This window comes from Psychrobacter sp. FME6, from assembly GCF_014861365.1.
Classification (GTDB): domain Bacteria; phylum Pseudomonadota; class Gammaproteobacteria; order Pseudomonadales; family Moraxellaceae; genus Psychrobacter.
In genome coordinates, this window is record NZ_RRYW01000071.1 from 1 (window position 1) to 15,676 (window position 15,676).

The 15,676-nt window shown below is 42.5% G+C and carries 15 protein-coding genes; 8 read left to right on the forward strand and 7 right to left on the reverse strand.

The window, feature by feature from the left end; genetic code table 11:
• Positions 1 to 42: 42 nt before the first annotated feature.
• The 3 genes from EI162_RS10345 to phoB all read right to left on the reverse strand — a co-directional run bounded on the left by EI162_RS10345 (position 43) and on the right by phoB (position 2,672).
• Positions 43 to 264, reverse strand: coding sequence for a helix-turn-helix domain-containing protein (locus EI162_RS10345; protein WP_192524281.1), 222 nt, complete (start codon positions 262 to 264; stop codon positions 43 to 45).
• Positions 265 to 747: 483 nt separating this feature from the next.
• Positions 748 to 1,839, reverse strand: a complete 1,092-nt coding sequence (gene phoR / locus EI162_RS10350; protein WP_225735318.1) for a phosphate regulon sensor histidine kinase PhoR — start codon at positions 1,837 to 1,839, stop codon at positions 748 to 750.
• A gap of 134 nt (positions 1,840 to 1,973) precedes the next feature.
• On the reverse strand, positions 1,974 to 2,672 hold the full coding sequence (gene phoB / locus EI162_RS10355) for a phosphate regulon transcriptional regulator PhoB (RefSeq protein ID WP_192524282.1): 699 nt from the start codon (positions 2,670 to 2,672) through the stop codon (positions 1,974 to 1,976).
• A gap of 406 nt (positions 2,673 to 3,078) precedes the next feature.
• On the opposite strand from phoB, the gene pstS reads away from it, so the two are divergent.
• The 7 genes from pstS (at position 3,079) to EI162_RS10390 (ending at position 9,157) form a co-directional block, all read left to right on the forward strand.
• Positions 3,079 to 4,230 carry a phosphate ABC transporter substrate-binding protein PstS gene (gene pstS, locus EI162_RS10360; RefSeq protein ID WP_192524283.1) on the forward strand — a complete coding sequence of 384 codons (1,152 nt, stop codon included), beginning with the start codon at positions 3,079 to 3,081 and terminating at the stop codon, positions 4,228 to 4,230.
• 75 nt (positions 4,231 to 4,305) lie between these two features.
• Positions 4,306 to 5,256, forward strand: a complete 951-nt coding sequence (gene pstC, locus EI162_RS10365) for a phosphate ABC transporter permease subunit PstC (protein WP_192524284.1) — start codon at positions 4,306 to 4,308, stop codon at positions 5,254 to 5,256.
• 83 nt (positions 5,257 to 5,339) lie between these two features.
• Positions 5,340 to 6,254: a phosphate ABC transporter permease PstA gene (gene pstA / locus EI162_RS10370; protein WP_192524285.1), complete on the forward strand. Its 915-nt coding sequence runs from the start codon at positions 5,340 to 5,342 to the stop codon at positions 6,252 to 6,254.
• Positions 6,255 to 6,323: 69 nt separating this feature from the next.
• Positions 6,324 to 7,235 (forward strand): phosphate ABC transporter ATP-binding protein PstB, encoded by a 912-nt coding sequence (gene pstB / locus EI162_RS10375; protein ID WP_192524286.1) that lies wholly within the window; start codon positions 6,324 to 6,326, stop codon positions 7,233 to 7,235.
• Between the two features lie 147 nt (positions 7,236 to 7,382).
• The gene (gene phoU / locus EI162_RS10380; RefSeq protein WP_192524287.1) at positions 7,383 to 8,120 is read left to right on the forward strand and encodes a phosphate signaling complex protein PhoU; all 738 of its coding nucleotides are present in this window, start codon (positions 7,383 to 7,385) and stop codon (positions 8,118 to 8,120) included.
• Positions 8,121 to 8,324: 204 nt separating this feature from the next.
• A complete protein-coding gene (locus tag EI162_RS10385) occupies positions 8,325 to 8,765 on the forward strand; it encodes a transposase family protein (RefSeq protein ID WP_192524288.1) in 441 nt (146 codons plus the stop codon).
• Entirely contained in the window at positions 8,762 to 9,157 is a 396-nt protein-coding gene (locus EI162_RS10390; RefSeq protein WP_192524294.1) for a transposase family protein, read from the forward strand. Before EI162_RS10385 ends, EI162_RS10390 begins: the two co-directional genes overlap by 4 nt.
• Positions 9,158 to 9,197: 40 nt before the next feature.
• Here the strand turns inward: EI162_RS10390 and EI162_RS10395 are convergent, their stop codons facing one another.
• Together EI162_RS10395 and EI162_RS10400 are read right to left on the reverse strand one after the other, a co-directional pair.
• Positions 9,198 to 11,474, reverse strand: a complete 2,277-nt coding sequence (locus EI162_RS10395; RefSeq protein WP_192524289.1) for a nitric-oxide reductase large subunit — start codon at positions 11,472 to 11,474, stop codon at positions 9,198 to 9,200.
• Positions 11,475 to 11,899: 425 nt separating this feature from the next.
• Positions 11,900 to 12,310: a DUF1971 domain-containing protein gene (locus EI162_RS10400; protein WP_192524290.1), complete on the reverse strand. Its 411-nt coding sequence runs from the start codon at positions 12,308 to 12,310 to the stop codon at positions 11,900 to 11,902.
• A gap of 287 nt (positions 12,311 to 12,597) precedes the next feature.
• On the opposite strand from EI162_RS10400, the gene EI162_RS10405 reads away from it, so the two are divergent.
• On the forward strand, positions 12,598 to 14,079 hold the full coding sequence (locus tag EI162_RS10405; RefSeq protein WP_192524291.1) for an MFS transporter: 1,482 nt from the start codon (positions 12,598 to 12,600) through the stop codon (positions 14,077 to 14,079).
• A 141-nt stretch (positions 14,080 to 14,220) separates the two neighbouring features.
• Here EI162_RS10405 and narL read toward each other — a convergent pair whose 3' ends face one another.
• Positions 14,221 to 14,880: a two-component system response regulator NarL gene (gene narL, locus EI162_RS10410; protein ID WP_192524292.1), complete on the reverse strand. Its 660-nt coding sequence runs from the start codon at positions 14,878 to 14,880 to the stop codon at positions 14,221 to 14,223.
• Positions 14,881 to 14,995: 115 nt separating this feature from the next.
• Complete coding sequence (locus EI162_RS10415) at positions 14,996 to 15,640, reverse strand: ATP-binding protein (protein ID WP_225735319.1); 645 nt, start codon at positions 15,638 to 15,640, stop codon at positions 14,996 to 14,998.
• Positions 15,641 to 15,676 lie beyond the last annotated feature (36 nt).

Genomic DNA, 15,676 nt, shown 5'->3' on the forward strand with positions numbered 1-15,676 from the left:
TTCTTTGGGTTATTATAACCTCTTAGAAGCTGTCCAATTTTATTATGCCACTACAGTGAAAGCATTGTTAGAGCGTCTGTCACAAGCCTTGTTATTAGCATGATTAGCTCGGTAACCTCGAAGGCTTTTATTGCGTCTGATCTCTCTTGATATGGTGCTAGGACTTCTTCCTAATGTGTCAGCTATAAATTTAATACTATGTTCTGCCCCTATAAGGGCATAAATCTGGTATCGTTCCCCTAGGCTTAGATGTGTATAGTTCATGGTTGCAATCTCACTTTGGTCGGTGGATAAAAACTTTGATGCTAGCGCATCTAGGTCTTTTTTTCACCTCACATTTGGTATTGCACTTCATGTGTTAATCTAAGTATTTTTAGTGACCAAAATATTATAAATATACTCAGTAAAATACTTAAATGTATGCTAAATGTCATTAGTAAGGAAATCGTTAATCTCTTGCCATATATGGCTTTGTAGGTTACTGTACATTAATATATAATAATGAAGTTTGGTGGTTCTAGCCTGTCACGCTGGGGGTCGCGGGTTCGAGTCCCGTCCGCTGCGCCATATTTAAAACGAATTTAAACTTTCGAGTTTAAACAAGTTTCGCCTCAAACATAACTTTGTTTGAGGTTTTTTTGTGTCTGAAAATTTCTTTAAAACCTTTACGAGTTTGACATGACTAATCGTACTTTTTGGGTTTGGTATAAGTTTGCATGAATAGAGTCCACCTTTTGACAAGTAGCATCAATCTATAGAAGCACAGCAAATATGAACAGCTGGAAACACCGCGCTGAATGTTGAGCCCTGACCCTCTGACGATTCAATTTGCAAAACCGTATCATATTGATAGAGAACATGCTTCACAATTGCCAGCCCCAATCCTGTACCGCCTGTCTCACGACTGCGCCCACTATCCACTCGATAAAAACGTTCGGTCAAACGTGCGACATGCTGCGGAGCAATACCAAGACCATCGTCTGTGACTGAAAACTGACACCCTGCTGACGTCTTGGTCCAGCTGATAACAATATTGCCCTCTTTCGGCGTATATTTTATGGCGTTAATGACCAGATTAGATAATGCACTATTTAAATACATCTCCGAACCATAGAGACCGTCATAAGTGTCTATCTGTAAATGAATGCTGTGTTCATATTCTTGATTATAAGCCTGCGCATCATCATAAACGTGAGTCAGCAGCTTGGTCATATCAATATAATGCAGCTCATGCGTCTCTTCGATCTCGATACGAGACAGCAGCAATAAATCATTCACCACTCTATTCATGCGAGCCGTCTGCTGAGTCATGAGCTCAAAGCCGCGTTGCCACTGCGGTGGCATATCTGGCTGATCTGAGAAGTTTTCCAGATAGCCCATCAGTACGGTCAAAGGCGTTCGTAGCTCATGAGAGACATTTGCCACAAAGTCACGGCGCATTTGCTCTAAATGTTGTAAGCGGGTCACGTCATAAATAATCAGTAGCTTTTCGTCACCAAAAGGTGTCAGCTCACACTTCAAATAACGGTTAGAATCTTGCCACGACACTAGGTGGACACCATCATTAGGTGTCACCTTGGACTCATAGTATTGTCTAAATTCAGGAACATCAATAAAATCAAAAATGCTTTTGCCATGATGTGACGACTGTAATAATAATAGGTCCTCTGCTGCCTGATTCCACCATTCCAGACCGTCATCGTCATTGAGCAAAATCACCGCATCTCGTAGGGCGCGTAAGGCACTTCTAATTTTCTTAAGTTGATCGGTAGTACTTTGCTGAGAAGATTGCTGTTGGCTGCTTTGCTGGTTATTTTCCCCAAGGGTTATCATATCCATCTATTATCCTTATCGCTATCTGCTACGTTTCACTTGATATAGTCAGTGAAAAAAATCGATACATCACTTACTGCAGGTATAGTAGCGGTTTTAAAGTATTTCAACTATATGCCAATTTTTAAATACCCTTAAAACTACTCTGCTAGATTAGACAAGCGATAACCAGTACCGCGAACGGTTTGGATCAATGTATGACAGTCATAAGGTTTTAATAACTTACGTAAACGCCTGATATGCACATCAATGGTGCGATCTTCAATATAAACGTTACCGCCCCAAACCTGATCGAGCAGTTGTGCACGCGTATAGGCACGTTCAGGATGGCTCATCAAAAACGCCAATAATCGATATTCTGTTGGACCGATATCAATGACCTTTTCATTAGCTATAACGCGCTGGCTTTTAGGGTCTAAGCTAAGCTTGCCTATTTCGATAGGTTTATCAGCACTCAACGCACTACTACGGCGTAACACCGCCTTGATTCTTGAAATTAATTCACGGGTTGAAAAAGGTTTTGTCATATAATCATCAGCGCCAGCATCAAGGCCGTGAACCTTACTATCCTCTTCACTTTTGGCCGTCAGCATAATAACCGGTATCTCAGCAAGCATCTCATCACTTTTTAGCATGCGGCAAAAATCAATGCCACTTTTATCTCCTGGTAACATCCAATCTAGCAAAATCAGCGCAGGACGGTGATCAACAACTTGCTGATGCGCCTCTTTGATGTCAGCCGCTTGTAAACCTGCAAAGCCTGCCATCTCTAGCGTCATCATAACCATTTCACGAATCGCAGGCTCATCTTCAACAATCAAAATCTGCTTATTCTGCATACCCCAGCCTTGTTGTTTTAAATACAAAGAAATAGGAAATAAAAAGGCACTAAGCACTTGCCAGCGTCTACTTATTAAACACGGTAATTATGACAGTTTGATGACATTAATCCTATTGCCTAAAGAGCTCTAACTAAACTCTCTAACTATAACTTCTCTTTTACCTTTAATAGGTAGTTTTTTAAATATGGTGGAGTCGTTTTAAAAACGATACCGCGCTATGGCTATAATTTTTTTATAAAAATACCTTATTTCATCAAACTGTCATATTTGCTCGGCACAATGTGCTCACTGACCACCAAGCATCATTGCAGCGAAATATTTTAGTAAAACCATATCCAGAAACATCGACATTGTTATTTATAAATACCCAATACTTAAATGTGATTACTTTTTAGGAGAAATAATGCGTTATTCATTCATAGCAGTCGCAATCGCTAGCACGTTGGCATTAGCCGCTTGTAATCAAACGACCAGTAACAACAAGAGCGATAAAACCAACGAATCTGCCACAGCAGCGCCTTCAACCACGTCTACTAGCAGCGACGCTAATGCTAGCTCAGCTGAAAACATATCCATGAATATTACTGGTGCTGGTGCTTCTTTTCCGCAGCCTATCTATGCTAAGTGGTCAGATGCCTACCATAAAGCCACCGGTGGTCAAGTGAATTATCAGTCTATTGGCTCATCTGGCGGTATCAAACAAATCGTTGCGAAAACCGTAGATTTTGGGGCGTCTGATGCACCAATGACACCAGAAGAGTTAAATGAGGCTGGTTTGATTCAATTCCCAACTGTGATTGGTGGCGTAGTGCCTATCGTTAACATCGACGGCATTAAGCCCGGTCAGTTAAAGCTCGACGGCAAAATGCTCGCTGAGATCTATCTTGGCAAAATCAGCAAATGGAATGATCCTGCCATCGCTGCTATGAACCCAGATTTAACGCTTCCTGATGCGGCCATTACCACGGTATTTCGCTCAGACGGTTCTGGTACGACGTTTAACTTCACTGACTATTTGGCAAAGGTATCAAACGATTGGCAAGATAGTGTGGGTGTCGATAAGACCGTTAAATGGCCAACCTCAGCAACTGGTGCAGGCGGTAAAGGCAATGAGGGTGTATCGAGCTACGTCACGCGTATGAAAAATTCAATCGGCTATGTTGAATATGCTTATGCGACACAAAACGGTATGTCTCACGTCGCCCTGAAAAACGCCGCTGGCAATGTGGTACAGCCTTCTGCCAAAACCTTTGCTGCCGCAGGCGACATCGATTGGTCACAGCAAGAAGGGTTTTACAAAGTCATCACCAACTCTGAAACCGCACAAGCATGGCCAATCGCCGCTGCTACTTTTATCTTAGTCCATAAGCAGCCGCAAGATGCCAAACAAGTCGCTGGCGTATTAAAGTTCTTTGACTGGGCTTATGCCCAAGGTGACGACGATGCAATGGCGCTTGATTATGTACCGTTTCCTGATACTGCCGTAGCCTTATTTAAAGCAAAATGGAACGAAGTGGTCGATAGCGAAGGTCAGCCTATTTATCGTCAAAACTAGATGAATAATTAAGACCGTTATTATTTCATTTATCCCCCAGTCCTAAAACAAGCGTATCAGATTATCGAGGCTTTTATGGTAGACCTAACCCGTCAATTGGCAAAACAAAAACGCTACGACGTCCTCTTTGTAAACACCACTAAAGCATTTGCAATTTTGGTTCTATTATCGCTTGGCGGTATTTTGCTCTCCTTAATCGTAGGCGCTTGGCCGAGTATCACTGAGTTCGGACTGGGCTTTTATACTAGCAATAACTGGGATACGGTCAATGATAAATACGGTGCACTCGCACCCATTTATGGGACGCTGGTCACCTCCCTTATCGCTATCTGTATTGCCGTTCCAGTCAGCTTCGGTATCGCTATCTTTTTAACTGAGCTATGCCCTACCTTTTTAAAGAAGCCGTTGGGAATTGCTATTGAGCTGTTGGCAGGAATCCCGTCTATCATTTATGGGATGTGGGGATTGTTTGTGTTTGCGCCTTATTTTAGCGAGCATATTCAGCCATGGCTCATTGAAAACATCGGTACGCTGCCGATTATCGGTAAGGTATTTACTGGCGCACCAATGGGCCTTGGCATGTTTACCGCCTCGTTGGTGCTGGCGATTATGATCATTCCGTTTATTGCCGCCACGATGCGTGATGTATTTTCTGTGGTCCCCGATCTATTAAAAGAATCCGCCTACGGCATGGGTGCGACGACGTGGGAAGTGATGTTCAAAATTATACTGCCTTATACCAAAGCTGGCGTAGTTGGCGGGGTGATTTTGGGTCTTGGACGGGCTTTGGGCGAGACGATGGCAGTGACTTTCTTGATTGGCAACGCCTTTAATATCAGCCCAAGTCTGTTTACCTCTGGTGTGACGATTACCTCGGCACTCGCTAATGAATTTGCCGAAGCATCCAGTGAATTGCACTTAGCGTCATTACTACATTTGGGCTTAATCTTGTTTGTGATTACCTTTATTGTTTTGTCTATATCTAAGCTAATGCTCATGCGTATTGACCAAAAAGCCGGTCATTAAGTAGCGTTAGCGCGCTGTTATGAAGTAATTATTTTGACCAACCACTTGATCCAACCCTTCGACCAAAAAAGGACAAACGCCTGATGACTTTAGCGACTGTCACGACTGATACGGCCCCAACTAGCCAGCCTGATTTACGCTTTGAGGACCGCTATAACAAGCATCTGTATCATAAGCGTCGCCTTATCAATAGATTGGGACTTGGTTTTGCCATATCAGCGATTGCCTTTGGTTTGTTTTGGCTGGTTTGGATTCTGATGACGCTGTTGATTGAAGGTTTTCAAGGTTTAATCGAGATGCCAGTATTTATGGCCGATACACCGCCGCCCATGAGTGATGGTGGATTACGTAACGCCATTATTGGTTCAGCGATGTTAGCACTATCAGGATTGGCAATTGGTACACCGATAGGAATGATGGCAGGTATTTATTTAGCGGAGTTTTCGCATGGCAGCTTACTTGGCAAAGTCACCCGATTTTTAAACGACATTTTACTGTCTGCGCCATCCATCGTTATTGGTCTGTTTGTATATGCGTTAATGGTTAAAGGTCAAAGTTTCTCAGGTTGGGCCGGTGCAGTCGCCCTAGCCTTGATTGTCATTCCGATTGTCGTCCGTACCACGGAGAACATGCTCAATCTTGTGCCTAATACATTACGTGAAGCGGCCTATGCCCTCGGCACGCCAAAATGGAAGTTGATAACTACCGTCACGCTCAAAGCCGCCAAAGCAGGGCTGACCACAGGTGTACTGCTAGCGTTTGCCCGTATTACTGGCGAAACCGCGCCCTTACTATTTACCGCATTAAACAATCAATACTTTAGTACCGACATGAGCGGGCCAATGGCGAACTTGCCAAATACCATTTATCAGTTTGCCATGAGCCCTTATGACAACTGGCATGCACTGGCTTGGGCGGCAGCTTTACTGATTACCGCTACCGTATTACTGGTCAATATTATCGCGCGCTTTGTCGGTGGTAAAGATTATGGCAGATAGATCATGTCATTGAACCGCACGATAACTCACATATTAACTTAACTGGATTTAAAATAATTGGATATGATTATGACGGATGTTTTAAAGAGAAAAGCGCTTAAGCCAACCCATAAAAACACCATTAAACACCGCTTATTTGATGAATCAATGGCTAATAATAAACAACAACAGCCAGACAGTGCTTTTTTGACCCAGCAAACGGTGGCAGATATCCCTCAGAATATGCCTGCTGCCAAAATAACCATTCGAGATTTAAATTTTTATTATGGTAATTTTAAAGCCCTAAAAAACATCAACATCGATATACCAGAAAAAAAGGTAACCGCTTTTATCGGTCCGTCGGGCTGCGGTAAGTCAACCCTATTGCGTACATTTAACCGTATGTATGATTTGTATCCGAGCATGCATGCTGAAGGTCAAATAACCCTTGATGGCAATAATATTTTGGCAAAGGAGATGGACGTTAATTTACTGCGCGCGCGGGTGGGTATGGTCTTTCAAAAACCCACACCGTTTCCGATGTCCATCTATGACAATGTGGCGTTTGGCGTGCGTCTATACGAAAAGCTGAGCAAAGCTGAGATGGATAATCGTGTCGAATGGGCGCTCAAAAAGGCGGCGTTATGGCCTGAAGTAAAAGACAAACTTCGTGCATCAGGACTGTCGTTATCCGGTGGTCAACAACAACGGCTGTGTATCGCTCGCGGGGTGGCAACAAAACCTGAAGTATTGTTATTAGATGAGCCAACCTCAGCGCTTGATCCGCTCTCTACAGGAGCAATTGAAGATCTGATTACCGACTTAAAGAATGACTATACGATTGCTATCGTAACCCACAACATGCAGCAAGCGGCGCGCGTCTCTGACTATACCGCTTATATGTATTTGGGTGACATGGTAGAGATGGGTGAAACCGATCAGATATTTACCAACCCCTCGCAAAAGGCGACTGAAGATTATATTACCGGTCGTTATGGTTGAGGCAGTGTTGAGTGATAGGCGTGCTTGATAACTACGACTCGATAATTACGACTTGATAATTACGAACAGTCATTGATAGCTATTGGTGGTCATTGATAGTTATTAATATTTTTTATCATTAACAGCAAGACCATTGAGGGAACGACGATGCTGATTACGCAAAAGCATTTATCAAAGAGTTTTGATAATGAGCTACATGAGGTTGTTGATTTGTTTATGCAAATGGGACGCATGGCAGCAGAGCAAGTCATGGTCGCAACCCGTGCTTTGATAGCAGCCGATGAGGTGACGGCCAAAAAAGTCATTGCTGATGATGATCTTATCAATCAGTTAGAAATTAAAATTGATGAACAAATTATTTTATTGGTTGCTAAGCGTCAGCCGACCGCCAACGATTTGCGCTTGGTCATGGCGCTCAGTAAAGGTATCGTCGACTTTGAGCGTGTCGGCGATGAGGCTGAAAAAATAGCCCGCATGGCATGCCAATTGCTTGAAGATGGCGTCTCACCAAAAGGCTGTTCGGAGGTTCAGCATTTATCCAATCAGGTGCGCTTAATGCTGCTTAACGCTATTGAGGCATTTTCTTATATGAATACGCAGCAAGCATTTTCGGTGTTGCAAAGCGATACAGCAGTCGATGAAGAATATCAGTCCGCCACGCGCTCACTGATGACTTATATTATGGAAGACAATCGCCATGTGTCAAAGGTGATTAATATATTATGGGTATTGCGCGCCCTCGAGCGTGTGGGCGATCATGCGCGCAATATTGCTGAGCTGGTTATTTTTTGTACCAGCGGCAAAGACGTCCGCCATGCAGATTTTATGCATATCAAACAAATTGTCCAACAAACCATCAATGCTGCCGAAAATCCTAAAAATTAGCTGTCGGTGCCATGATCAAATATTCAGCACGCCCTATCGACTAATATTGATTGCCCAATAAAAAGCCCTGCATTTAGCAGGACTTTTACTTTTACGATATTTTATTAATGAATACTTTAATCACTAGCTTGTTAGTTATTAGACCTCTTGCAAAAGTAGCAAAGGGAATTAAAATAAGAAGACACTCATAACTTTTTAGGAACCATGCCAAACATAGATAAGCTACTCAAACAAAGTGACGCAGGTTTTAAACGCTATACAGGCATTCATAAAGCCACCTTTTATGACATGCTTGAGGCCATGCAAGAGCATGAAGCATCTAAAACCAAATCAGGCAGACCAAGCTTGCTCAGTCTTAAGGAGCAGATACTACTAGCCCTGACTTATTGGCGTGAATACCGCACGCTTTATCATATCAGTATGGACTTTGGTATTCATGAGTCTTCTGCTAGCCGTATCATCCGTAAAGTAGAAGACACACTGATTGACTCTGGCAAGTTTGAATTGCCCAAAAAGCTCCCTAGTCGCGTCGATGATGACATCAATTGGAGCGTCGTCATTGTTGATGCGACCGAAACCCCAATTGAGCGTCCAAAAAAAACCAAAGCGACTACTATAGCGGTAAGAAAAAACAACACACCTTGAAAGCGCAGGTTATCGTTCATTGGCAAACAGGGTTGATACTTGATGTGCAAACCTGCAAAGGGTCAATCCACGATTTTAAGCTGTATAAAGATACTTGTCCTGATTGGCTTCCTGACAATGCTAAATTACTAGCAGATAGTGGTTATCAGAGTATAGCAAAGCTACATAAGCAAACCTTCACCCCTTTTAAAAAGCCACGTGGTGGTCAGTTACTGGAGATATGCAAACAGGCCAATCACTATCTGGCAAAGTTCCGTATTGTGGTTGAGCACAAAATAGGCTTAATCAAGTTGTTCAAAATCGTGGCTCATAAATATCGTAACCGTCGTCAGCGCTATGATCTTAGAATGAAGCTGTTTGCTGGTATCATTAATTTCGAGCTAAACCTATGACTTTTGCAAGAGGTCTATTCACAAGCTAATCATTTATAGGTTAGTCATTTACAGAACTGTCAGGCTTGTAGTTTGCATGTGATGGTTTGGCAAAAGCAAACTTAACCACCTGTAACGCCACACAAACAGCCCCAACGATAAAGATAACGTCAGCAAAGGTGCGAATCCAGCGTAGTGTTTGTAAGAAGTCTTGTTGTAAGAAGCCTTCACTACGAGCGTACCATAGGCCTTCAGTCATAGACGCATACGCTTGGTAAATACCAATCGGTAATAAGCTGGTCGCAAGCATCAATACCAAGCCTATATTTAGCGCCCAAAATCCGGTTTTAATGAGTTTTTCATTAAAGATATAATCTGGACGAATATAACGCATGACCAGTAAGATAAAACCAATCGCTAAGAATCCATAAACTCCGAATAATGCAGCATGAGAGTGAGCAGCCGTGGTATTCAACCCTTGCAGATAGAACAATGACACCGGCGGGTTAATCATAAATCCGAGTACACCTGCACCCAACATATTCCAGAAGGCAACGGCAACGAAACACATGATAGGCCATTTGAGTTTGTTCATCCACGGCGCTTGACGCTGCATAGACCAATGCTCATAACCTTCATAACCCAATACGACTAATGGTACAACTTCTAGCGCACTGAATGAGGCACCGATTGCCATCACTGGCGTGGTGGTACCAGAGTAATACAGGTGATGGAAAGTACCGGGTACACCGCCGAGCATAAATAGTGCCGCAGAAGCAATCGCGGAACCAGTAGCAATCTTTTTATTTACCAAACCTAAGTTATAGAAAATAAAGGCAAGCGATACAGTAGCAAATACTTCAAAGAAGCCCTCTACCCATAAGTGTACCACCCACCAGCGCCAGTATTCCATGATGGTTAAGTGCGTACGCTCACCATAGAACAAGCCTGCACCGTAGAATAAACCGACGCAAACCACAGAAGCAAAGAATATCGCTAATAGGTTTTTATCACCACCTTTTTGTTTAAATGCTGGTAAACAACCACGGGTCATTAATACCAACCAGAATAAAATACCGACCCATTTTAAAATCTGCCAGAAGCGACCAAGGTCAATAAATTCATAGCCTTGATGACCAAACCAGAAATTATATTTCGCTGGCATGATGCCAGCAATGGCAAAGTATTGGCTAACGAACGAACCAACGACCACGATAATGAGCGCGAACCACAGTATATCAACGCCTAATTTTTGATATTTAGGGTCTTTACCGCCATTGATAAATGGGGTCAAGAATAGCCCCGCCGTTAAGAATGCGGTGGCAATCCAAAATAATGCGGCCTGAATATGCCACGTACGTACTAGTGAATAAGGGAAGAAGTCAGCAACGGGAATACCATAAAACTCTTGTCCTTCAACGGTATAATGCGCCACAAAGCCACCAATAAACACCTGAAAGACGAACAGTGCGACGACTAAAACCCCATATTTTGCCAACGCTTTTTGTGAGGGTGTTAACGCTATTTTGGTTAATGGATCCGCATCGGGTGTTACTTGCTTCACCTCTTCTTCTTTACGTAAGAAAGACCAACCCCAGATTAGGAAACCTACCCCTGCAATTAAGAACACCACACTAGCGATAGACCACATGATGTTTTCTGATGTCGGGACGTTGTCAATTAATGGCTCGTGTGGCCAGTTATTGGTATACGTCGCATCAGTACCAGGACGGTTAGTAGACGCCATCCAAGTGGTCCAAAAGAAAAAGTTAGTTAGCTTTTGTCTGTCCTCAAGATTTGGCAAGGTGTTGTTTTTCATCGCAAAGTTTTCACGCGACTTTTGCAATGACGGCTCATTACCATACAAGCCGATATAGTAAGGTGCAATCTCATTCATCGCGGCGATCCGAGTATCAGATAACACCACTTGGTCTTTATCATTGACGCTACTACCACGATATTCTTTTTTCAACTGCGCATTTAGCACTGCTTTTTGATCGTCGGTTGCGGTAGCAAAATCACGACCATATAGCTCTTCTGCTCTGATATCCAACCAAGCCACAAGCTCTCTGTGCAGCCAGTCCGCTGTCCAGTCAGGGGCTTGATAAGCACCGTGACCCAGTACGGAACCCAGCTGTTGACCGCCAGTACGCTGCCACGCAGACTGACCGTCCAAAATATCTTCTTCTGTGATTAAAACCTTTCCAGTAGTGTCGATATACTGATCAGGTATAGGGGGCGCGGTACGATAGATTTCTACACCGCCCCAGCCTAGAAAGGTAAAGGTAATAATGAGGACGGCAAGTAAGCCGAACCAATACTTCTTATACTCGCCCATATCTTGCTCCTATTGGCTAGATATATTGAACACCTTAAAGATGTATTTAAAATGAATGTTTAAAAATGCAATTATGCTTCTAAAATTCAACCATAACGCTGCCCGTTGATATAGATCTATTCACTGTCTTAAAACTTTAAAAAAGCACCGTGTATTGCCGCTGGGATTAAACGTAATACTGTGCCAAATAAATAGACTTTATCGCTTATTATTGATTGAATAAACAAACTCACTTGATGCTATTTACGGATGAATATTTACATCTAGCATCAAACTGGAAACATAGTAACATTCATATTAAATGAATGTTAAGAGTTATTTTTACTTTTTACATTTTTATCATAAACGCCACCGTTCATTATTGGCCAAGCCGCTATTTGAACTGGTGTTCAATACATCAATCCTAGCTTACATCTTAAGCAAGATTAAGAATCTTCTGTTTTATCGAATAGTTTTTCGATAGGTTTACTGTGGATTTTTGAGCTATTAAACATCGATTTATTGCCGGTATCACCTTCTGTCCAAAAGTTAATATTGAACTGCGCATCATCACTTAATTCGACACGGTGCCAATATTGAGGTGGACTGACAGCAAATTGTCCTGCTTCAATGACCACGGTTTTTTCGGGTTCAGTCGCGGCTTCATCCGCAAAACCATAAAAGGTAACCGTGCCTTGCATGACACAAATTTGGCCGTAAACCCCTTCCGCTGTATTGTGATGGGTCAACAAGGCTTTGGGCACTTTATCTTTGGTAAAGAAATGGGTGGAACGTTTTATTTTCCAGTGGCTTGGGATGACTGGGTTTTTAGTCGTTGAATTTGATGTGTTACTCATAGTAACTCCTTCACTCATTTGATGAGGTTTGTGGATGATGGTTTTATTGACGACCATTAATGATAATAATTATCATTTGTACAACTTAACACTTTTTAGAGTGTTTGGCTACTGCGTTGTGTTTTTGACGGTGATTGACAAATAAACCTATAAAGTAACGCTTTAATGCCTATTAAGTAGTACTAAAAGTAGAACTCATACTGCTTTCGCCTAATGGTTGCCTGCCTTATTGGTTGCTACATTGATTCCATCTAAACGATTACGTTTTACGGTGGAGAATACTTACCATGCATGCAAAAGAGCTACTTGAGGTTGAACGCCGTGATATAAGAGCCCTTCACTATACGTGGATTGCTTTTTTCCTGACTTTTTATGTCTGGTTCAATATGGCGCCCCTAGCAACGTCAATGCTAGAGGCTGAAAGCTACCTAACTTCTGAACATATCAAATTATTTCTCATTGCCAACGTCGCCTTGACTATCCCAGGGCGCGTGGTGGTTGGCATGGCGCTGGATCGCTTTGGTCCTCGGCGTGTTTTTTCTATACTCATGGTAATCATGGCGATACCGACGTGGTTCTTTGCTTTTGGTCATTCCGCCATGCAGTTGTTCGTGGCGCGTTTATTTATGTCTATCGTTGGTGCAGGTTTCGTCGTCGGCATTCATATGACCGCATTGTGGTTCAAACCCAAAGACATTGGTTTTGCCGAAGGCTTTTATGCAGGTTGGGGTAACTTTGGTTCAGCGGCGGCAGCGATTACCATTCCCACGGTTGCCTTACAGTTCTTTGGCGGCGACGATGGTTGGCGCTGGGCTATCGCCCTATCTGGCTTAATGATGGCGGCTTATGGAGTTGCCTATTGGTTTTTAATCACCGATGGCCCGACAGAAGATACCCACCAAAAAGCCCGAAAAGCAGGCGCGTTAGAGGTCTCTACTTGGAAAGACTTATGGTTATATTGCTTGTTTATTATTCCTTTATCCGGCGTGTTGGGGGTATTGGTTTATCGTACAAAAAACATGGGATTTCTGAGCGAAGCAGGGGCTTGGGGCTTTTATATTCTTATCGCTGTGGTGGTTATTTATCAAATCTATAAAGCCATTAGTGTCAACGCGCCTATACTCAAAGCTGGTATTCCCGAAGATGATAAATACCCCTTTAGCTCGGTTGCTGCGCTAAATGTTACCTATTTTGCCAACTTTGGCGCAGAGTTGGCAGTGGTTTCTATGTTGCCGATGTTCTTTGCTGCCACTTGGAAACTCGACCCTACGGTCGCAGGATTGGTCGCCTCGACTTTTGCTTTCGTTAACTTATGGGCGCGGCCACTTGGCGGTTATATATCCGATAAAGTTGGTAATCGTCGCTTGGTGATGTTGATATATATGTTTGGCATTGGTATTGGATTTGGGTTGATGGGGTTACTCAATGCAGAGTGGCCACTATTTATCGCTGTCGTCTTTACTATTCTATGCTCCGTGTTTGTACAAGGTGCAGAAGGCGCAACCTTTGGTATCATTCCGTCGATTAAACGCCGCTTAACGGGTCAAATATCTGGCATGGCGGGTGCTTATGGTAACGTTGGCGCGGTATTTTACTTGTTTATATTTACTTTGGTTGAACCAAATCAATTCTTCTTTATTATTGCTATAGGTGCGTTTCTTGCTTGGGTACTCTGTTTCTTCTGGTTAAAAGAGCCTGAAGGTGCCTTTGGTGATGAATACAAAATGTCATCGGTCGATCGGCAGATTGCTGCTGAAAATCAAAACTAAGCATTCAGACTATCTGCTTCTTAAATCAACAATAAAAAACCCATCTAGCATTGTGTTAGACGGGTTTTTAAGGAAGTTCAAGAAAACTTTAGGACACGCCCTAATTACTTTTACCTAAATTACCATTATTTTAAAAGATCGCTACTTCGATAAATGGTTCACCGTCCATACTGCCGCTTCTACCCGCGTCCGCAGACCAGTTTTATTTAAAATATGCTTCACGTGCACCTTGACGGTAGATTCTGCAATATCCAACTTATTGGCAATCATTTTATTACTCAACCCTTCAGCGATCATTTGAATCACTTGTAGCTCTCTGCTGGTTAAGTTGCTTGCAATGTCTTCAATACTTGGCGTGCGTAAAGTCTGTGCCAATATCGAGGCCAGATTTGGACTAATAACCAGCTCGCCGCGCAACACTTTTCTAATATCCACAATGATTAATTCTGGCTCCATATCTTTTAATAGGTAGCCATCGACGCCTAATTTTAACGCTTCTTGTACGTCTTCACCGCTATCAGAAACCGTAAACAATACCGTCTTGGTGCTGATATTTCTGGCTTTTATCTCCCTTAAAGTATCGATACCAGTGAGTACTGGCATTTTATGATCCAGTATCACCAAATCTACCTCATTGCTTTCTAAAAATACCAGTGCTTCTTGACCGTTGCTCGCTTCACCCACGACTTTCACATCATCTTCGAGACTCAACAATTCAGAGATACCTCGGCGTAACATCGGATGGTCGTCAACCAATAAAAGACGCGCAGGCGAAGTGCTGGTATAAACCTTAGTGCTCATAACATACTCACAAATAAAAAATAGTACAAGAATTTAAAATTAAAACATCTAAAAACTGACGAGCTAAAAACGCTAAAACGACAAGCTGACTCCTTAAAACCACCATTTGATGAGCTTATAAATAAGCGTCTTTATTACTGTCCTCATCAAAGAAGTTAGGCTCGAATCTCACCGTAACATTAGTGCCGTGTGGTTTATTATTAGAAACGATGAGTTCACCACCAATATTATGGGCACGCTCCTTCATAATCATTAACCCGTGATGCTGGGTTTGATCGACGCTATCTGACGGCAGCCCAACGCCATCATCAATAACACTCATCACGATATATTTATCATCGTTTTCATACTCAAGATGAATCTCCACGTTTTGTGCTTTTGCATGGCGATTAACATTCGATAAAGCTTCTCTGGCAATTTGAATTAAATCTATCTGCTCCGTGGCACTTAAATTAAGGGTCATAATATGATTGTGCACCGTTATGTCAAAGCCACCTTTTAAAGCAAACTCACTGGCCGCTTCATGCAGGGCTTCATCAAAGTTATCGTTATCAATGGTCAAGCGAAACGTGATTAGCAAATCTCTTAACTGCTGATAAGCCGAACCTAACCCCATTTTTATCTGCTCAATCTTTTGATAAATTGGCGATTCTTCGGGTTCGTTGGTGGATTTTTTGAGATGTCTTTCTAGGACGCTGATTTGAATTTTTGGTGGTGTGTCAGAAAGTATGCTGAAGAAATAAAGGAGGGTGACAGCCAAAGCAAGATGATATATTTGAGGTTATGAAGACACAAA